This window comes from Streptomyces sp. NPDC043427, assembly GCF_056436655.1.
Genome location: NZ_JBWKCC010000036.1, coordinates 1 through 17,380, shown reverse-complemented (window position 1 = coordinate 17,380; position 17,380 = coordinate 1). Strand labels below are relative to the sequence as shown.

22 protein-coding genes and 2 pseudogenes are annotated in these 17,380 nt (G+C 71.0%); 12 read left to right on the top strand and 12 right to left on the bottom strand.

Annotated elements, in window-relative coordinates:
• Nucleotides 1-107 precede the first annotated feature (107 nt).
• Nucleotides 108-1,469 (top strand): diacylglycerol/lipid kinase family protein, encoded by a 1,362-nt coding sequence (locus tag AC067M_RS38850; RefSeq protein WP_478701714.1) that lies wholly within the window; start codon nt 108-110, stop codon nt 1,467-1,469.
• Nucleotides 1,462-2,052 (top strand): phosphatase PAP2 family protein, encoded by a 591-nt coding sequence (locus AC067M_RS38845; RefSeq protein ID WP_478701713.1) that lies wholly within the window; start codon nt 1,462-1,464, stop codon nt 2,050-2,052. Before AC067M_RS38850 ends, AC067M_RS38845 begins: the two co-directional genes overlap by 8 nt.
• 5 nt (nt 2,053-2,057) lie before the next feature.
• Here the strand turns inward: AC067M_RS38845 and AC067M_RS38840 are convergent, their stop codons facing one another.
• Both AC067M_RS38840 and AC067M_RS38835 read right to left on the bottom strand, forming a co-directional pair.
• A complete protein-coding gene (locus tag AC067M_RS38840; protein ID WP_478701712.1) occupies nt 2,058-2,573 on the bottom strand; it encodes a molybdenum cofactor biosysynthesis protein in 516 nt (171 codons plus the stop codon).
• Between the two features lie 104 nt (nt 2,574-2,677).
• Nucleotides 2,678-3,511: a chitosanase gene (locus AC067M_RS38835; protein WP_478701794.1), complete on the bottom strand. Its 834-nt coding sequence runs from the start codon at nt 3,509-3,511 to the stop codon at nt 2,678-2,680.
• Nucleotides 3,512-3,666: 155 nt separating this feature from the next.
• Here AC067M_RS38835 and AC067M_RS38830 point away from each other — a divergent pair, with 155 nt between their 5' ends.
• Nucleotides 3,667-4,266 carry a 3'-5' exonuclease gene (locus AC067M_RS38830; protein ID WP_478701711.1) on the top strand — a complete coding sequence of 200 codons (600 nt, stop codon included), beginning with the start codon at nt 3,667-3,669 and terminating at the stop codon, nt 4,264-4,266.
• 742 nt (nt 4,267-5,008) lie between these two features.
• Here the strand turns inward: AC067M_RS38830 and AC067M_RS38825 are convergent.
• Nucleotides 5,009-5,233: a hypothetical protein gene (locus AC067M_RS38825; protein ID WP_478701710.1), complete on the bottom strand. Its 225-nt coding sequence runs from the start codon at nt 5,231-5,233 to the stop codon at nt 5,009-5,011.
• On the opposite strand from AC067M_RS38825, the gene AC067M_RS38820 reads away from it, so the two are divergent.
• Nucleotides 5,228-5,377 carry a hypothetical protein gene (locus AC067M_RS38820; RefSeq protein ID WP_478701709.1) on the top strand — a complete coding sequence of 50 codons (150 nt, stop codon included), beginning with the start codon at nt 5,228-5,230 and terminating at the stop codon, nt 5,375-5,377. The genes AC067M_RS38825 and AC067M_RS38820 overlap by 6 nt on opposite strands.
• 53 nt (nt 5,378-5,430) lie before the next feature.
• On the opposite strand, the gene AC067M_RS38815 is transcribed toward AC067M_RS38820, so the two are convergent.
• The 3 genes and pseudogenes from AC067M_RS38815 to AC067M_RS38805 all read right to left on the bottom strand — a co-directional run bounded on the left by AC067M_RS38815 (nt 5,431) and on the right by AC067M_RS38805 (nt 6,766).
• On the bottom strand, nt 5,431-5,823 hold the full coding sequence (locus tag AC067M_RS38815) for an arsenate reductase ArsC (RefSeq protein ID WP_478701793.1): 393 nt from the start codon (nt 5,821-5,823) through the stop codon (nt 5,431-5,433).
• A 48-nt stretch (nt 5,824-5,871) separates the two neighbouring features.
• Nucleotides 5,872-6,090 (bottom strand): annotated as a pseudogene (locus AC067M_RS38810) (three-helix bundle dimerization domain-containing protein); the annotation flags it as partial.
• A gap of 262 nt (nt 6,091-6,352) precedes the next feature.
• A complete protein-coding gene (locus AC067M_RS38805; protein ID WP_478701708.1) occupies nt 6,353-6,766 on the bottom strand; it encodes an arsenate reductase ArsC in 414 nt (137 codons plus the stop codon).
• Nucleotides 6,767-6,896: 130 nt separating this feature from the next.
• On the opposite strand from AC067M_RS38805, the gene AC067M_RS38800 reads away from it, so the two are divergent.
• From AC067M_RS38800 to AC067M_RS38780, 5 genes are read left to right on the top strand one after another with little or no spacing between them, the layout of a single operon-like run.
• Entirely contained in the window at nt 6,897-7,211 is a 315-nt protein-coding gene (locus AC067M_RS38800; RefSeq protein WP_478701707.1) for an ArsR/SmtB family transcription factor, read from the top strand.
• 36 nt (nt 7,212-7,247) lie between these two features.
• Nucleotides 7,248-8,030 (top strand): aquaporin, encoded by a 783-nt coding sequence (locus AC067M_RS38795; protein ID WP_478701706.1) that lies wholly within the window; start codon nt 7,248-7,250, stop codon nt 8,028-8,030.
• Nucleotides 8,027-9,085, top strand: a complete 1,059-nt coding sequence (locus tag AC067M_RS38790; RefSeq protein WP_478701705.1) for an ArsO family NAD(P)H-dependent flavin-containing monooxygenase — start codon at nt 8,027-8,029, stop codon at nt 9,083-9,085. Before AC067M_RS38795 ends, AC067M_RS38790 begins: the two co-directional genes overlap by 4 nt.
• 34 nt (nt 9,086-9,119) lie before the next feature.
• Nucleotides 9,120-9,233, top strand: coding sequence for a MerR family transcriptional regulator (locus tag AC067M_RS38785; protein ID WP_478701704.1), 114 nt, complete (start codon nt 9,120-9,122; stop codon nt 9,231-9,233).
• A gap of 21 nt (nt 9,234-9,254) precedes the next feature.
• Entirely contained in the window at nt 9,255-9,911 is a 657-nt protein-coding gene (locus AC067M_RS38780; RefSeq protein WP_478701703.1) for a MerR family DNA-binding protein, read from the top strand.
• 363 nt (nt 9,912-10,274) lie between these two features.
• Here the strand turns inward: AC067M_RS38780 and AC067M_RS38775 are convergent, their stop codons facing one another.
• Nucleotides 10,275-10,652 carry an ArsR/SmtB family transcription factor gene (locus AC067M_RS38775; protein ID WP_328785320.1) on the bottom strand — a complete coding sequence of 126 codons (378 nt, stop codon included), beginning with the start codon at nt 10,650-10,652 and terminating at the stop codon, nt 10,275-10,277.
• 224 nt (nt 10,653-10,876) lie between these two features.
• The gene (locus AC067M_RS38770; protein ID WP_478701702.1) at nt 10,877-11,215 is read right to left on the bottom strand and encodes an FAD-dependent oxidoreductase; all 339 of its coding nucleotides are present in this window, start codon (nt 11,213-11,215) and stop codon (nt 10,877-10,879) included.
• A gap of 107 nt (nt 11,216-11,322) precedes the next feature.
• Between AC067M_RS38770 and AC067M_RS38765 the strand changes: the two genes are divergently transcribed.
• Genes AC067M_RS38765 through AC067M_RS38755 form a run of 3 tightly spaced genes read left to right on the top strand, consistent with a single transcriptional unit; the run spans nt 11,323 to nt 13,020 of the window.
• Entirely contained in the window at nt 11,323-12,699 is a 1,377-nt protein-coding gene (locus tag AC067M_RS38765; protein ID WP_478701701.1) for an NAD(P)-binding domain-containing protein, read from the top strand.
• A 28-nt stretch (nt 12,700-12,727) separates the two neighbouring features.
• Entirely contained in the window at nt 12,728-12,856 is a 129-nt protein-coding gene (locus AC067M_RS38760; protein WP_478701700.1) for a hypothetical protein, read from the top strand.
• Entirely contained in the window at nt 12,853-13,020 is a 168-nt protein-coding gene (locus AC067M_RS38755; protein WP_478701699.1) for a hypothetical protein, read from the top strand. Before AC067M_RS38760 ends, AC067M_RS38755 begins: the two co-directional genes overlap by 4 nt.
• A gap of 188 nt (nt 13,021-13,208) precedes the next feature.
• On the opposite strand, the pseudogene AC067M_RS38750 reads toward AC067M_RS38755, so the two are convergent.
• The 4 genes and pseudogenes from AC067M_RS38750 to AC067M_RS38735 form a co-directional block, all read right to left on the bottom strand.
• Nucleotides 13,209-14,585: pseudogene (locus AC067M_RS38750) on the bottom strand (IS1380 family transposase).
• A 459-nt stretch (nt 14,586-15,044) separates the two neighbouring features.
• Nucleotides 15,045-15,281 (bottom strand): hypothetical protein, encoded by a 237-nt coding sequence (locus AC067M_RS38745; RefSeq protein ID WP_390993535.1) that lies wholly within the window; start codon nt 15,279-15,281, stop codon nt 15,045-15,047.
• A 237-nt stretch (nt 15,282-15,518) separates the two neighbouring features.
• Nucleotides 15,519-16,613 (bottom strand): ABC transporter permease subunit, encoded by a 1,095-nt coding sequence (locus AC067M_RS38740; protein WP_478701698.1) that lies wholly within the window; start codon nt 16,611-16,613, stop codon nt 15,519-15,521.
• On the bottom strand, nt 16,610-17,380 hold a 771-nt coding region (locus AC067M_RS38735; protein ID WP_478701697.1), incomplete at its 5' end, for an ATP-binding cassette domain-containing protein. The genes AC067M_RS38735 and AC067M_RS38740, both read right to left, overlap by 4 nt.

Sequence of the window (17,380 nt, the reverse complement as noted above, 5' to 3'; positions counted from 1 at the left end):
GCACATGCCCGCCGAAGGCTCGTCACCGAAGGCCGGGGTGCCGAACCGGCGGGCGGTCACGACCATGGGGAGAAGGAAGGGCAACGGTGCGTGTACGGAGGAGACCGATGGCCAAGCCCGACGGCTCGGACCGGGGTGGGGGTGTGGCGCGGGGCTGGGCCCAGCTCGCTCTGCTGTGCGTCGCCGGTGCCGTCGCTGCGGTGGTCGCCGGCGGCGGCTCCGGCGGGTGGCTGGTCCTGCTGCTGGGCCTCGTCGGCCTCGCCCTGGCGGGCGCCGGCATCTGGTGGACCCTGGCGCACCGGGGGGCGGTCCGTCTGTTCGGCACCCTGCTGGCCCTCGCCGCACCCGTGGGCGTCCTGGTGCTCTACGCCGTGTCGGGCCTGTGGGTCGTGGCGGTGGCCGCGCTCGCGGCGTGGGCGGCCGCGCTGGCGTGCGCGCGCAGCGCCCTGCGCCGCCTGCGCCGCCCGCACGGCATGCACAGCCGTTCGACCCGCCCGCCCCGCCGGCCGGTTCTGATCATGAACCCGCGGTCCGGAGGCGGGAAGGTCGGCCGGCACGGGCTCGTGGAGCGGGCCGAGGCGCTGGGGGCCCGCGTCGTGCTGCTCGATCTCGACGCCCACCCGGACCCCGTGGCCCTGGCCCGGGGGGCCGTCGCCGAGGGCGCGGACCTGCTCGGCGTCGCGGGCGGCGACGGCACCCAGGCGCTGGTGGCGGCCGTGGCCGCCGAACACGGCCTCCCGTTCCTGGTCGTGGCCGCCGGAACACGCAACCATTTCGCCATGGACCTGGGCCTGGACCGTGACGACCCGGCGACCGGCCTCGACGCACTCACCGACGGCGTGGAGCTCCGCATCGACCTCGGGGAGGTGAACGGGAGGCCCTTCGTCAACACCGTCTCGTTCGGCACGTACGCGGAGATCGTGCAGAACCCGGAGTACCGTGACGCCAAGGCGGCGACCGTACTCGACCAGCTGCCGGATCTGCTGGTCGGCGACGGTGGTACGTCCCTGGACGTGCGGACCGACGACACGCGCGTGCACGCTCCGCAGGCGCTGCTGGTCAGCAACAACGCCTACGGGCGCGTCGATCCCCTCGGCGGCGGGCGCAGGCCCCGGCTCGACGCCGGCGCGCTCGGGGTGGTCGCGGTGCGTGTGGAAGGCGCGGCCCAGGCCGCAGAGCTGGCGCTGCGCGGCGAACGGGCCAGCGGCATTACTGTGTTGACGTCACGTCGCGTGGTCGTCGAGGCCGACGAGGAGTACATCCCGGTGGCCGTCGACGGGGAGGCGCTCACCCTGTCCACGCCCGTCGTGTGCACCGTACGGCCCGGTGCGCTGCGGGTGCGGGTACCGAGACACCGTCCCGGCGCCACGTACGTGGCACCGTCCGTCGACTGGCGGCGCGTGGTCCGCCTCGCGCTGACCCGGTCCCCCGACCGACCCCGTACGACTCAGGAGCACAGCGATGCTTGACCGCCCGTCGCGGGAACACCCGGCCCTGCGCAGCCTGGTGCGCGACCTCGCCACCCTCGACCAGACGCTGTACGAGGCCGTGACGATCACCGAGACCCCCACGCTGGACTCCGCCCTGCGGCGGTTGTCCGCCGCGGCGGACCACTCCAAGATCTCGTTCACGGTCGCCGGGCTCCTGGCGCTGTTCCCCGGCCGCCCCCGCCGCGCAGCCGCCCTCGGTGTCGCCGCCATCGGCGTGGCCTCGGCGACCGCCAACCTGCTCGGCAAGCGTCTCGTACGCCGTCCGCGGCCGCACCGCGCCGAGGACTCGCCGTTCCCCGGGCGGCACGTGCCGATGCCGGAGTCCGCGTCGTTCCCCTCCGGCCACACCGCCTCCGCCGTCGCCTTCGCCGCTGCCGTGGGGCCCGCGTGGCCGGCCGCCACGGTGCCGCTCGGCCTGCTCGCCTGCGCAGTGGGCTACTCGCGGATCCACACGGGGGTGCACTATCCGGGCGACGTCGTCGCGGGGGCCGTGCTGGGGACGGGTGCGGCGGCGGTGGTGCTCGCCGCGACGGCCCACCTGGAAACCCGCCTGGAGTGGTGACGAGGCTACTGACGGGTGGGCGGCTCGTCGATCACGGACAGGGCCGCCTTCCCCAGGGTGAGCACTCCGTCGGACAAAGGCGTGCACCGCACCCCGCCCCCGCCGCGCAGCGCGCGCTGGGCGCCCGGGCCGACGGTGACGTCCATCCACGCGCACGGTCTGGCCGGACGGTTCACGGCGAACGTGACGGGTCCGGCTCCGGTGTCGAGGGAGAGCGTCGAACCGACGCAGGAGTCGATGTCGAAGCCGCGGATCAGGATGTTCCGGCGCGTCTGGAGAAGTCCGACGCGCGGATCGATGTCCAGGGGAAGGCGCTCCGTGGCCATGATCGTCACGGCCGCGTCCCGATGGGCCCGTCGGCCGAAGTAGCGGTCGCCGACCAGCCCGAGACCGCCGCGCACCTCCACCTGCCGCACCAGCTCGTCGCCCGGTGCGGCGGGCGGCCCGTCCGACGGCCGTCCGGCGAGCCGGTGCGCCGACGAGACCAGTAGCTGGACCACCTCGACCTCGACCTCGACCATGGAACCCCACCATACGGAGCCGGGGGATGTGACCTTCCGGTCGAGGTCGAGGTCGAGGTCGAGGTCGAGGTCGAAGGTCGAGGTGGGCGCGGGCCCGGACCAGGTCAGCCGATGTGGTAGCTGTCCCCGTACACCTTCCAGTCCAGCGGCGGAGTCAGGTCCAGGTTGCCCTTGCGCAGGAAGACCCGCTGAGCGGTGTCCACCCGGCTGGTGTCGCTGTGGGCCTCTTCCTGCTTCATCGCCCAGACCCGGGCATCGAGGAAGGCGTTGAGGTAGGCGACCTCGTCGCCGCCCTGCGCCGGCGGCTTCGCACTGCGCAGGGCGCGCTTGCGTATGTTGCGGAAGCTGGTCGGGTCGGTGCCGTCGCCGTGCATGACGATGGCGTCGTAGTACGCGAACTGGCCCAACACGCGCAGCCCGTCGGTCTTGCCCTGCTTGACGGCCGGGTTGAAGTACACGCGGTCGCGTTCGTCGTTCTGCGCCTGCTGGAAGACCGTGTCACGGGCCGCCGTACGCCAGTCGGCGGGGAACGCAGGGTCGAGGCCGTTGTGCGAGTCGGTGCCGTTCACGCGGCGCAGGGCGGGGAGGTACTTGGCGAGCACGTTGCCGGGCTTGCGGTCGGCGTACAGCTCCACGAGGTCGAGCATGTCGCCGGTGCCGGAGCAGAAGCCGATGATGCCGGCGGTGTAGCCGCGGCCGTCGCCGATGTCCTCGATGTACTTGTACTGCGCCTTCCAGTCGAGCGAGGAGTTCTCCGCGCTCGATACCAGCTTCATGGCGATCTCCTTCTTCGCCGGGTCGTCGAGGCCCACCGCGCGGGTGGTGGCGGAGGCGTGCGGGGTGCCCAGCAGGGGGACGGCGGCCAGGGAGGCGCCCAGCACCGTGAGGAGAGTACGGCGGGAGGGACCCGAGGCGGAACGTTCCGCCGCGGTGAGAATGCGTACCACTGTGACTCCAAGTGGCTGTGGGGAGTGGCTGGTTGATAGGAATGTTTCCTATCAGACGCAGGGGCAAGTGAACAGCCGTGCGAAGCCAAATGGGGCGCGTGAAAATCGGATGCCGGAAGCGGGGCGCCCTTCCTACGCTGCGCGCCATGGACGGAAACGGGCGAGCGCCCTTGCTGAACGTCGTCGACGTCGAAGCCACCTGCTGGCGGGGGTCCCCGCCGCCCGGCGCGGTCAGCGAGATCATCGAGATCGGGCTGACCGTCGTCGACCTGGCGGCCCGGCGGCGCGTAGCCCGGCATCGCATCCTGGTGCGGCCCGCGCGGTCCACCGTGAGCGAGTTCTGCACCGAGCTGACCGGCCTCACTCAGCAAGAGGTCGACACCGGTGTCGAGTTCGCCGAGGCGTGCCGACAACTGGCGGCCCTCCATCGGGCCGGTGAGCGACCGTGGGCGAGCTGGGGCGACTACGACCGGAACCAGTTCACCCGGCAGTGCGCGGCGACCCGCGCGCCGTACCCCTTCGGCGGCCGCCACACCAACGCCAAGGCCGTCTTCACCGAGGCGCACGGCCTGCGCAAACGCCCCGGCATGGCCCAGGCCCTGCAGATCGCCGGACTGCCCCTCGAAGGGCGCCACCACCGGGGCGAGGACGACGCCTGGAACATCGCGGCCCTCGTGCTGGACCTGACCGCACGCGAAGCCTGGCCCGACGCCCTCGGTGACCGCACGGATCGAGCCGTCCCCTAGGGCCTGCCCAGGCCGCAGGGCGGCGACGGTGCTGTTCCATGCGGGTGAGCGGGGTCTGGTGCGTGCCTCTGCGAGGCGGAGGCCGCCCTCGACCTCCTCGGCCGCACCAGCCAGGGCGCGTTCGACGTCCTCTACGGCACAGTCGGCCCCCTTCCCATCCGGACCGCAATGCGGCTGCTGAACAAGACGGGCGTCTACCTCGACATCCACGCCAGCCCCGCCAAGTTCGCGCATGCCGCCGTCGCGCGCCGCCACAAGATCTTCTTCTGCGAGCCCGACACTCGGACCCTCACCGCGGCCGCCGCCCGGGCTGCCGCCGGAGACATCCGCATGTCCATCGGCGAAACCGTCCCCCTGGACACCGCTACCGCCCTGATCACCGACTGGGAAAGGCCGAAAGATCAACGGCAAGGGCCTGATCCTCATGACCCCAAGCACCTGACCGGTCTGACAACGCCCCAACGTCACCCGAAGGAGAACTGCGGGTGCAAGGCGGCCTCGGCGACCAACTGTTCCCGTCTTTGGGCACCTGGACGCGATTGCGGCGCAGGCCGAGACGCTGCACCGTCCACCCGCCGGACGCACCGCTCCCAAGGACAGGGCGTGGCTGGCACGCTCCATCGGCCACCAGCCCGCCAACCCCCCCGGTCGCTGCGGTGTTGACCCCCGTCGTGCAGACGACATCGATGGCGGTGCCGCTACGCCGCAGACGTGGCCGCAGATCGACTCGCGTGGCTCGTCTTCAGTCGGGTGTCTCGGACGAGTCGGCGGACTGGGAGTCGTTGGCCGGCGCGGACCGCTCGATGTCGTCGTTGGTCGCGGCCCAGCTGGCCAGCAGGTTCAGGGCGTCCTGCGAGGGTGAGGCGGGCTCGGCGGTGTAGGTGAGGAGGAACTGGCTGGGGCCGTCGGGGAGCGGGAAGGTTTCGAAGGGCAGCTGCGCGGACGGGACGACCTGATCAGCGTGCACCGGCTGGGCGGGGAGAGCCCGTGGCCGGACGCGGTCCAGGGGCTCGTACGGCCTGACGGCTACCTCGGCTACGTCGCGCGCGGTGCAGACCTCGAAGGGCTGCGCGCTTACCTCGAGCGATGGCTGCCCACACAGCACGGTTGATTCGTACGGCCAACGAGCTGTGTGGGTCCGGCCTCCGCACGCCCTGCGTGCGGTCAGTGCTGGGCCGCGACGCCGAGCTCGTCGAGGAGGCCGCGGACGCGGCGCTCGATCTCGTCGCGGATGGGCCGGACGTCGTCGACGGACTGGCCTGCGGGGTCGTCGAGGGTCCATTCGAGGTATCGCTTGCCGGGGAAAACGGGGCAGGCATCGCCGCAGCCCATGCTGACGACGACATCGGCGGCGCGGACGATCTCGTCGGTCCAGGGCTTGGCGAACTCGCGGAAGATGTCGATGCCACGCTCGCTCATCGCGGCGATGGCTGACGGGTTGACCTCGTTCCCGGGTTCGGAACCGCCCGACCAGGCCACTTGGTCGGCGGCGAGGTGCTGGAAGAAGCCCATGGCCATTTGGCTGCGGCCGGCGTTGTGGACGCAGAGGAAGAGCACGACGGGCTTGCCGTCGGTGTGGTGGCCTTCGACCTTGGCCAGGGCGCGCAGGCGCTGGCGGGCGAAGCGTTCGGCCATGAGGGGGAGGAAGTTGGGGATGGTGCTGCGGCCGGCGCACTGGTCATAGCTGGTGTGCAGGAACCGTTCGATCGTTTCCTGGCCGAAGGTGCCGTCGAACTCGCGGCCCAGGTGGGTGGCGGCGGTACGCAGGGCGAGTTGCTGGTCGATGCTCAGGTTGCGGTGCAGGACGGGCGCAGTTTCAGTCATCGCTGCGATCGCTCGATCAGGCCGACCTGTTCGAGCAGCTTGAGGTGGTGGGCCAGGAGGTTGCTGGGCATGTGCAGCTCCTGGCCGAGTTCGCCGGGATCACTCAGGGCGTCGGCGAACGCGTCGTCGGTGCCGGTGCCGGTGCGGGTGGGGTGGGGGACCGACCAGTGCAGGCGCGAGGCGCGGGCGGTGTAGAGGGCGGCGGTTTAGCCCGCAGGACCGGAGCCGATGATGACGACGTTGCGTATGTCCGCCGCAGTACTCATCCCTGGGGCTCCGGCGCGATCTCCTTGATCAGGCCCTCGACCAGCACCTTGATCTCGTCACGGATCGGGCGGACGGCATCGACGCCCTGGCCCGCCGGGTCCTCCAACTGCCAGTCCAGGTACCGCTTGCCGGGGAAGACGGGGCAGGTGTCGCCGCAGCCCATGGTGATGCAGACGTCCGACTCCTTCACCGCGTCGACCGTGAGCATCTTCGGGACCTCGGCGGAGATGTCGATGCCGACCTCGGCCATGGCCTCGACGGCGGCCGGGTTGACGCCTGCGCCCGGGTTGGAGCCGGCGGAGCGGACCTCGACACGGTCCCCGGCCAGGTGGGTCAGCCACGCGGCGGCCATCTGGGAACGGCCGGCGTTGTGGACACAGACGAACAGCACGGACGGCTTGTCGGACATCAGGAGGTCTCTCTTGATCTCGCGCCTGCCAGGCGACACCTGCCAGGCGACACCTGTCAGGCGACAGAGGAGGGCACGACATATCAGCACCCAGTGGTGTCATTCACCACTGATATGAGAGTATCAGCGCATGCTGACGTCAGTCGACACTGATCTGATGCGGGTCCTGGCGGACCCGCTCCGCCTCCAGATCGTCACCTTGCTCGCCAAGGAGACGCTCTGCAGCACGCACCTGATCGAGGAGACGGGGGCCAGACAGACCAACCTCTCCAACCATCTGAAGGTGCTGCGCGAGGCCGGGGTCGTGGAGACCGAGCCCTGTGGCCGGTTCACCTACTACCGGCTCAAGCCCGACGTCATCGCCGCCCTCGCCGGTCAGTTCGTCGACCTCGCGGAGACAGCGCGCGCCACCGCCGAGAACAACGTCAAGCGGTCCTGCCCCTGACCCCCACCGCTCCGGCGACTGCACCGAGGAGTCCTGTTGACCGCCACCGAGGCCACCGAGCACGACAGAATCGGGGACTCCGCCGCAGCCCCCGGCGCCGAGCCACAGCCCGCGCCGGGAGCCACCCCGCCGCGTAACCCCCTGGTCGCCCGCGCCGCCGCCGAACTCATAGGCACGGCTCTGCTGGTGGCGGTCGTGGTCGGCTCCGGCATCCAGGCCACCGAACTGACCAAGGACGTCGGCCTGCAGCTGCTGGCCAACTCCACGGCCACCGTCTTCGGCCTCGGCATCCTGATCCTCCTGCTCGGCCCGGTCTCCGGCGCACACTTCAACCCGGTCGTCACCCTGGCCGAGTGGTGGACAGCCCGACGCGGCGGCGCTGGGGTCACCTTGCGCGAGGCCGCGGTGTACGTGCCCGCGCAGATCGTCGGCGCGATCGCGGGCGCCATCCTGGCGGACGCCATGTTCGGAAAGCCGCTGGTGGAGTGGTCGACGCACGACCGGTCGGCGGGACACTTGCTGCTGGGCGAGGTCGTCGCCACGGCAGGCCTGATCCTGCTGATCTTCGGCCTGGTCCGCACCGACCAGCTCCGGTACGCGCCCGTGGCCGTCGCCTCCTACATCGGCGCGGCCTACTGGTTCACCTCCTCGACGTCGTTCGCCAACCCGGCGGTGTCCATCGGCCGCGCCTTCACCGACACCTTCGCGGGCATCGCGCCGGGCTCACTCCTGGGATTCATCGGCATGCAACTCATCGGCGGCGCGGTCGGGCTGGCGCTGGTGGCCCTCATCTTCATGCGCGGGCGTCCGGCCGAGTGACCAACAGGACGCAGGTGGTGGTGATAGGCGGCGGCCAAGCAGGGCTCGCCGCCGGCTACCACCTGCGCCGCCTCGGCCTCGACTTCGTCGTCCTCGACGCCCAGACCAAACGGGGCGGCGCCTGGCAGCACACCTGGGACTCACTGCGTCTGTTCTCCCCGGCCGCGTACTCCTCGCTGCCCGGCCGCCTCATGCCGACGCAGACCGGCGAGACCTACCCCGACACGCAGCACGTGGTGGAGTACCTCACCGACTACGAGAAGCGCTACGAACTCCCCGTCGAGCGTCCGGTACGCGTCCTGGGCGTCCACCGGGACGGTGCGCCCCTGCGGGTGGAGACCGACTCCGGCACCGGGCACGCCCACGCCGTGATCAGCGCGACGGGCACCTGGTGGCGGCCCTTCCTCCCCGCCGTCCCCGGCCAAGCGGCCTTCGAAGGCCGCCACCTGCACATGGTGGAGTACCGCACCTCCGCCGACTTCGCAGGCCAGCGCGTGATCGTGGTGGGCGGGGGCAACTCCGGCGCCCAGATCGCCGCCGACTTGGCGTACAACACGGAGCTGAGCTGGGTGACCCAGCGCCCGCCCCGGTTCCTGGCCGACGACATCGACGGGCGCGCGCTGTTCGACGCGGCCACCGCCCGCCGCCGCGCCCTCGACGAGGGGCGCCGGGACGCGGGCGGCGTCGCCTCGCTCGGGGACATCGTCGCCGTACCGCCCGTCCGCGCGGTCCGCGACCGCGGCCTGCTCAAGACGAGCCCGATGTTCACCCGCCTTGTCCCCGGCGGCGTCGAGTGGGCCGACGGCACGCGCGCCGAGGCCGACGCGATCATCTGGTGTACCGGCTTCCGCCCAGCCCTCTCCCACCTTGCCCCGCTCCAGCTCCGAGGCCGACGCGGCCACATCGCCACCGAGGGAACCCGGGCGGTGGACGAGCCGCGCGTGAACCTGCTCGGCTACGGCGACTGGACCGGACCCGCCTCAGCGACGCTCATCGGGGTGGGCCGCCCGGCCCGCGACGCGGCCCGTGAGATCGCGGGCAGGCTGCGGGCTTGACCTTCCAGTCGACTCGAAGGTTTACGTTCGAGGCATGAGCACTCTGCGGATATCCCAGCTGGCCGAACGCTCCGGCGTTGCGGCGTCCACGCTGCGGTTCTACGAGACGGCCGGGCTCCTTCCTGCCGAGCGCACCGCGTCCGGCTAACGCCTCTACGACGAGGAGTCGGTGGAGCGCCTGGCCTTCATCTCCTCCGCCAAGCTGCTGGGGCTCGCACTCGAAGACATCCGCGACCTGCTCGATGTACGGGACGCGGGGGTGTGCGCGGCGGTGCGGGCCCGGATGGTGCCCCTGGTCGCCGACCGGATCGCGGACGCGGACCGGCGTGCGGCGGAGCTGACGGCGTTCTCCGCCCGCCTGGCCGACGTGCACGAGCGGCTGGCCGGTCCGGCACCTTCGGGAGCCTGCGGTCCGGACTGCGGCTGCACCAGTGAGGGCGGGGCGCCGGGCCCCGCCCTGGTGGAGCTGTCACCTGCCCGCCCGCCGGCCCCGGCCCAGATGCCCGCGAAGGCGGGGGAGCCATGGCGGGAGGCACCGGCGGCCTGCACCCTGGGCGGCGACGAACTGGGGGAACGGACCGTCCAGTGGCGAGCCCTGGTCACCCGGGCCACCGAGCACCAGGAGGTCCCGGACGGGGTGCGCCTGACCTTCCCCAGTTCCCCTGAACTTGCCGCCGAGCTCTCTTCGCCGGCGGCAGCCGAACAACGCTGCTGTGCCTTCTTCGACTTCACGCTGCACCTGGCCCCGACAGCCATGACACTGACCGTCCGGGCCCCCGAGGCCGCCGGATCCCTGCTGTCCGACCTCTTCAGAGCCGCCTCGTGACCGCCAAGCCTTCCTCCGGCAGGCCCTCCTCGGACAGGTCCGTGCTAGGGCCTTTCGTTTGGATCATGCCGGGCTCGCGGGGTCCGGCACCGCGCCTCGCCGCGTTGTCGTCGGTTGGCAGGGCTCTGCCCTGCCGCTCTCCTCCGCCTTGCGATGCACGGTGCCGGACCCCGCTCCCTGATCCGGCCTGATCCAAACGAAAGACCCTAGGTGCCGGGTGCTCGCGGTGGCCGCCTGCGCCGTGTGCTGCGCGGGGCCGCTGCACGGCCGGCTGACCTGCCGCCTCGACCGGCGACACCGGCCGCCGTACGAGCCGGACCCCGACCACTCAGGTCCAGCGACGGGCCGTGACCAGTGCCTTGGTCAGGCCACAGCCGACGCGTTGGTCAGCAGCTGTCCCATCGCGGCCAGCACGGACGGCTCGACGCGATAGTAGACCCAGGTGCCGCGTCGCTCTGAGGTGAGCAGCCCGGCCTCTTTGAGCTTCTTCAGGTGGTGGGAGACGGTCGGCTGGGAGACGCCGACGTCGGAGATGTCGCAGACGCACGCCTCGCCGCCCTCGTGTGAGGCGACCGCGGAGAACAGCCGCAACCGCACAGGGTCGCCGAGCGCCTTGAACATCCGCGCGGCCACCTCGGCCTCCTCCGCGCTGAACGGTCGCTCGGTCAGCGGCGGGCAGCACGGCGCCACGGCCTGGCTGTCGGCAGGCTCGATCAGCGGCAGCACCTTGGCATTCGACATACGTCTATGTTGACACACTTCGAACCAGGCGGGCGAGGCGCGGAGCGGTCAACCCTGGTTGAGGTGGTGTGCCAGCCGCCGTGCGACGCGGTCGGCGTCCCGGCCCACGCCGCGCAGGGAGTTGGACGACAGGCTGCGCTGCCACTCCAGCCCGACGAACGCCAGCCCCGGGTGCCCGAGGCGGCGACGACGGCGCGCGCCGCCAGTCGGCCACCGCCCGCCAGCTACCTCTCGACCCCCCCCTCGGCCGGGCGGAGGGCGGTGACGGGCCGGCTGGTGTGGATGTCGGCGTCCAACCGGGCGGCGTACGCGGTGAGGTAGTCGGTGACCTCGTCCCGGTGCGGGTAGCGGTCCGGGTCGGCGCCGGGGAACGACATTCCGGGCAGTGAGCTGTACCGGGCGGGTGAGAACAGCGTGAGGCTGTCGTAGTAGCGCGGCCACGACCCCACCGCCGCCTCGGACGCTTCCAGCACCACCGGCTCGATGCCCCGCTCCCGTAGAGCGTGTGCCGTGGCCAGCCCGGACTGCCCGCCGCCGATCACCGCGACGTCGACATGTTCCATGAAAGAACCGCCAAATTCGATAAATATCTATGTTGACGCCCATCGAATCAGGTGCCATGCTGGCCGCGCAAGCCATCGATGAATGTCGAAACACCGAGGAGTCGACCGTGAACGCGCCTGCCACCACCGAGCTGCCCGTCGTCGTAATCGGAGCCGGTCCCGTCGGACTCGCCGCTGCCGCCCACCTCGTCGACCGCGGCCTCACCCCGCTGGTCCTGGAAGCCGGCCCGGTCGCCGCAACGGCGGTGCGCGAGTGGGCTCACGTGCGGCTGTTCTCCACCTGGGGCGAGGTCACCGACCCGGCCGCCGAGAAGCTTCTGGCCCCCACCGGATGGGTGAAGCCGGACGCTGCCACCTACCCCTCGGGCGGGGACTGGGCCGAGCAGTACCTCCAGCCGCTCGCCGACGTCCTCGGTGAGCAGGTGCGCTTCGGCGCCACCGTCACCGGCGTCTCCCGCGCGGGCCGGGACCGGATCGTGGACGCCGACCGAGAGGACCAGCCGTTCGTCATCCACGTCGCCCACGCGGACGGCCGTGAGGAGCGGCTGTTCGCCCGCGCGGTGATCGACGCCTCCGGCACCTGGACCACCCCGAGCCCGGTCGGCGGCAGTGGCCTTCCGGCCCTCGGTGAGAAGGCCGCGTCCGACCGGATCACCTACCGCGTGCCGGACCTCAAGGACCCCGCCGTACGTGCCCGCTACGCGGGCAAGCACACCGCGGTCATCGGCTCCGGCGCCTCCGCCTTCACCGCGCTCGCCTACCTCGCCGACCTCGCCACGGCCGACGACGGCACCGGCACCAAGGCCGTGTGGATCCTGCGCCGGGGCATCTCCGGTTCCACGTTCGGCGGCGGCACCGCCGACCAGCTGCCCGCCCGCGGCACCCTGGGCCTCGCCGCCAAGGCCGCCGTCGACGACGGCCACGCCGACGCGGTCACCGGCTTCCGCACCGACGCCATCGAGCGCGACGCCCGAGGCCGCCTGGTCCTCGTCGGCGAGGACGGCCGCCGCCTCGACCCGGTCGACGAGGTCATCGTCCTCACCGGCTTCCGCCCCGACCTCTCCTTCCTCTCCGAGCTCCGCCTCGGCCTCGACGAACGCCTCCAGGCACCCACCGCCCTGGCCCCGCTCATCGACCCCAACCAGCACTCCTGCGGCACCGTCTACCCCCACGGCGTCAACGAGCTCTCCCACCCGGAGAAGGACGTCTACCTGGTCGGCATGAAGTCCTACGGCCGCGCGCCTACGTTCCTCGCGATGACCGGCTACGAGCAGGTCCGCTCCATCACGGCGGCGCTCGCCGGGGACCGGGAGGCCGCCGAGCGCGTCGAGCTGACTCTGCCGGAGACCGGTGTGTGCGGAGGCGCGGGTCTGTTCGACGACGCCGACGCCGCCCAGAGCCGCGAGGGCGGAGGCTGCTGTGCCGCCCCCGCCACCCTGGAGATCGGCATCGGCGCTCCTGCCGCCACTTACGGCGGCTGCTGAACTCCCCACCCGCCCAAGGAGGTTCGCCATGACATCCCGCGTACAGCTCGCCCTGCGCGTCCCCGACCTCGACGCGTCCATCGCCTTCTGCTGCAGCGCCTCCTCGGTGCCCGCGCCGGCCGCGCCCTCCACGAGCACGCCCAGGGACACGACATGACGGTCGTCGACCCCACCCCGGCCCCGGCGAGCCTCAGCACGGAACACCGCTTCCCCCGGGACGAGCTCGCCCCGGCCGCCCACCGGCGCATCCTGCTCGCCCTCGCCGACGGCCTCGGTGCCCGCCGCCGCGCCACCGACCAGATCGCCACAGAGTCACCCTGACGAGCCGAAGTCAGTAACCTCGATCTTGCATGAGGGTTCCGTCAGCTTGCTGACGGACCCTTTCGGCTTGTTCGGGGCGGAGTTTGCTGCCGGTGTGCAGGTCGGTGGCCCGGCTGTCGCGTCGGGTGGGTGCCGGGTTCCACGGCTCCGGTTGGGTGGTGCTGCTCGTAGGGACGGGAAGTTGCTGGTCAGCCAGGGCTCGGTAGAGCCGTGAGCCGTTGCAGGGCGTCAGTGATCACGTCGGCCCAGGGCCAGTGCCTGGCGAAGCGGAGGATGCGGCGGCGTCCGGTAGTGACAAGCTGAGCGGCCGCGGAGAACAGCCGCAGCCGTAGCCGGCGAGGCTCCCACCGGCGAGCCTGGCCGGTGAGGGCGAGCATCGGCATCCAGGCCGGCAGGTCGAGGGCTATCTGGACGATCTCCAGCCAGATCTGGTTCTGCGCGGCGTCGTGGAGCGGGAGGTTGCGCAGGCCGGTGGCGCGGGCAGCGCGGATACGGTCCTCGGCGCGGGCCCGCTGGCGGTGCCGCAGCTCCAGCTCGGCGATCAGAGTGTTCTTGGTGTTGGTGGCGAAGCAGGTCAGGCGCATGCCGTCGGCGTCGGTGAAGCGCAACTGGGCTCCGGGGTGCGGCCGTTCCTTCCGCACGATCAGCCGCATGCCGGTGGGCCAGCCCTTGAGGCAGTCGCCGTCGAGTTCGGCCACCCAGGCGCCGTCGCGGATCTCGCTGTCGGGCTCGACGGCCGGCGTCCAGGCCGATTGCGGGAGCCTTCAGAACAGCGGCGTGCATAGCGTCGGTGATGGTCATGCCGACCGAGTAGGACAGCCACCGGCCGCGGGCGGACAGCCAGTCGACGAACTCGTGGGTGCCCCCGCCCGAGTCGGTGCGGATCAGTGTCTGCCGTCCCCGCCGGTACTTCTTCGGCAGTTGCTTCAGGGCGAGACGGGCGGCTTCGATGTGGTCTGCGGCGGTGTTGCTGCCCGCGTTTCCGGGCCGCAGCAGCCCGACCACCGGCTCCCCGGACCCGCCCCGGCCGTGGTCGACGAACCCCATCAGCGGGTGCTGCCCGAAGGTCTTCTTCCAGGTCGCGGCCGCATCCTGCTTCTCGGAATGCGCCAGGACGAGCACTCCGTCCAGGTCCACGATCACCTGCCCGGCCGCGTCCGGCGCCGCATCCCCGGCCAACCCCCATATATGTTCGCGGACCCCAGCGCGGGCCCGCCGTAGTGCGGTCAGCGCGCGCTTCCCGCTCGCAGCCAACGTGCCGATCAGCCGGGACACCGTCGGATCAGAGGCCACCGGACCGAACACCGCGGGCTCGGCCCGCAGCATGCCCACGTCTGCCAGGCAGTCTCCGCCCAGTGCGACCGCGAGCGCCACGTCCAGCACGACCTTGCCCGGATCATGCACTGTCCGCGGCTTGCGCCACGGCGTCAATGCCGCCGATATCGCCTGGTCCAGACCGGTCTTGCGGATCGTCTCCACCAGCAGCACCCGCCAGCCTGGGAGACCACCCCGCGACCACCGCCCTCAGTACGGACACGCGGGTACGACCCGATACGCTTGCTCACCTGGAGAGTGCTTCTTTCATGCGACGACCTGGACCCTAGACAAGTCCCATCGTTGCAGGTCAGGAGCACTCTTCGCGTTTCTGATCACCCACCGGACGCCCTGCCGCGTGAAAGCTCGAGGCTAACCTCGAAGTTTCGTGACGGTCCGCCGACGGAGTCGGTGGACCGTTTTCGGCAGGCCGCTCGCTGATCATCACCTCGGGCGTCACGTGACCGTTTGCGCGTTGTCGGGAGCGTGCTCGTCAGAGCCCCGGTCCAGATCCCGTCTGGACCGGGGCTCTCGGCGTTTTCACTGCCTGGCTGACCGTTGGCTCAGCCGACGCTCAACCCCGAACTGACGGGGCCGCCCTGCTCTGACGCCTCGCCTGGTGGGCAGCCGCGGGCCTAAGTCCCATGACAGGCGCTGACGACTCCGGCGGATCCGTCTCAAGCCGGCGTCGAGGTCTCCAGGTCCTCGACTTACTTGGTCGTCTGGTCGTCGAAGATCTCCTGGGTGTACTGGCTCATGGTCTTGGCGTCGACGCCGTCGCATGCGTCGGGGCGCTTGCCTTGTTCGCTGTTCTTGGCGTCCTTGAACTGCTTCTCCATGGCGGCCTTGCAGGCGGCCAGGTCGGGCTTGTCGCTGCTGCTGCTGCAGGCGGCTGTCGTAGCGGCGAGGGCGAGCAGGACGGCTGTGATGGCTGTACGGGTGCGCATGTTTCCTCCCGGGACTGTTTGGCACTGATGGGCATCGTGCGGCAGGTGGGCGCCTGGTGAAGGTGCTGTGGCAGTTGTGAACAGCACGTTCGCGGCCTGTTCGACGGGGTCGTCACCGGGGTGTCGGGGCCGCGGTGAGGGCCGCGGAGGTGAGCGGGGGCGTCGAAACCTCACCCGCTCGCCTCCTTCGGCGGGGTTGCGGAGAGGGAGTGCCCCCGTGGGGGTCTGAACGGCTGTTCAGACGAGCCGCTTACGTCCCCAGATGAAGAGGAAGGCCACGATGCCGGCGGTCAGGGCGAACAGAATCGATGCTCCGAACCACTGCATACTGCTCATCTGTGAGATGGGGATGTAGTCGATCGACGCGCCGACGATGTCCGCTTTCTTCATGCACGAAGTGGTCGCCTCCTCCGACAGCGTGTCCATACACGTGGTCGGGTCGAACAGTTTCCCGCTGCCGCTGACATACGAGGAGTCGAGAAAGTGCGCGGTGCGGGGCACCTCCGGAAATGTGATCAGGCCGCCGGGGCTGATGGGCTTGCTGGTGGCTGTGACGATGTCGCCGAGCGACAGCTTGAAGTAGCCCCAGACGGCCTGGAGGGCGACGGTGAATCCGAGGGTCACGACCATGGCCGCCAGCGTGCGGCGCAGGATCACACCGATCAGCACCCCGCTGAACACGGAGAGGAGGGAGAGGGCGACGGGCGCCGGGCCCGTGGTGTTGAAGAACTCCCGGGAGGTCCAGTCGATGTCCGCGTAATGGAGCTTGATGGGATTCCACCACCAGGCGAACACCGCCGACAGCGTGACCGTGGTCACCGTCACCACCAGCCCGGTCAGCGCCAGCTTCGTGGCGAGCCAGCGGTTGCGGCTCACGGACTGGGCGGCGATCAGCTTGGCCGTGCCGTTCTCCAGGTCGCCTGCGAGCAGCGGGGCGCCGAGGAGGACACCGAGTATGACGGGTATCGCAGTGAGGCCGGTGGTGACGGAAGAGAACGCGCCGACGTAGGGGTCGAACTGCTTTCCCGCGTCGTCGAGCTTCTTGGCAGGAAAGCCGTAGGCGTTGAGGAAGTCCATCATCTGGGCGCGCTGGTAGATCATCCAGGCCACGCAGAGCACGGTGGCGGCGAGGATGGTCCAGAACGCGGCGCGGTGCTGGCGCCAGACCAGCCACGTCATACCGCTGAGGCGGGGGCGCCGGGTGGCCTGCGTGGTGCTCGTGTTCCCGGCCCCGTGCCTGGGTCCGTTCTTGGTTGCGTTCATCGTCGCGTTCATCGTCCGGTTCGCCGTCCCGTTCCTGCCGTCGGTCGAGGGGTTGGTGAAGGTGCTCATGCCGCCACCGTCCCGGTGCCGAACGCCTGGCCCTGGACCTGGGCGGTGGGAGTGATCAACGGTGGCGCGTCGGGTGAGCGGAGATAGGCGAGCAGGAGTTCCTCCATGCTCGGGGCGGCCACCTCCCAGGGGCCGGTGACCGGGCCCTCCGGGCGGATCAGCGCGGTGAACTGCCGTCCGCTGGTCCGGGCCTCGACGAGGGTGTGGAACCCGAGGAAGTCGGGCAGGCCCTCGTCCTCCTTGGCCCCGGTGACCACGGTGTGCATGGTCATCAGCTCGTCCACGTCACCGGCGACGCGCACTCCGCCGCCGGAGACGACGACGAGGAAGTCGCACACGTTCTCCAGCTCGGCGAGCACGTGGGTGGACATCACCACGGTGGTGCCGCGCTCGCCGGCCTCGGCGAGGAGGGTGCCCATGAGTTCGTGGCGCACGACCGGGTCGAGGTCCGCCATCGGCTCGTCGAGCAGCAGCAGGTCGGGGCGCTTGCCGAAAGCGAGGGCGACGGCGACGCGGGTGCGCTGGCCACCGGAGAGGGTGCCGACTTTCGCGTCGAAGGGCACATTGCCGGCGCGGACGATGTCCTCAGCGGCGCGCTGGTCCCAGCCGGGGTTCAGCTCCCGCCCCAGCCGCAGGGTCTCCGCCACGGTGAAGCGACGGAACAGCGGCTTGTCCTGCGCGAGGAAGGCCGTACGCCGACCGGACTCCACCGAGCCCGGCGCCTCGCCGAACAGACTGAGCGAGCCCTGCGTCGGCTTCAGGACATG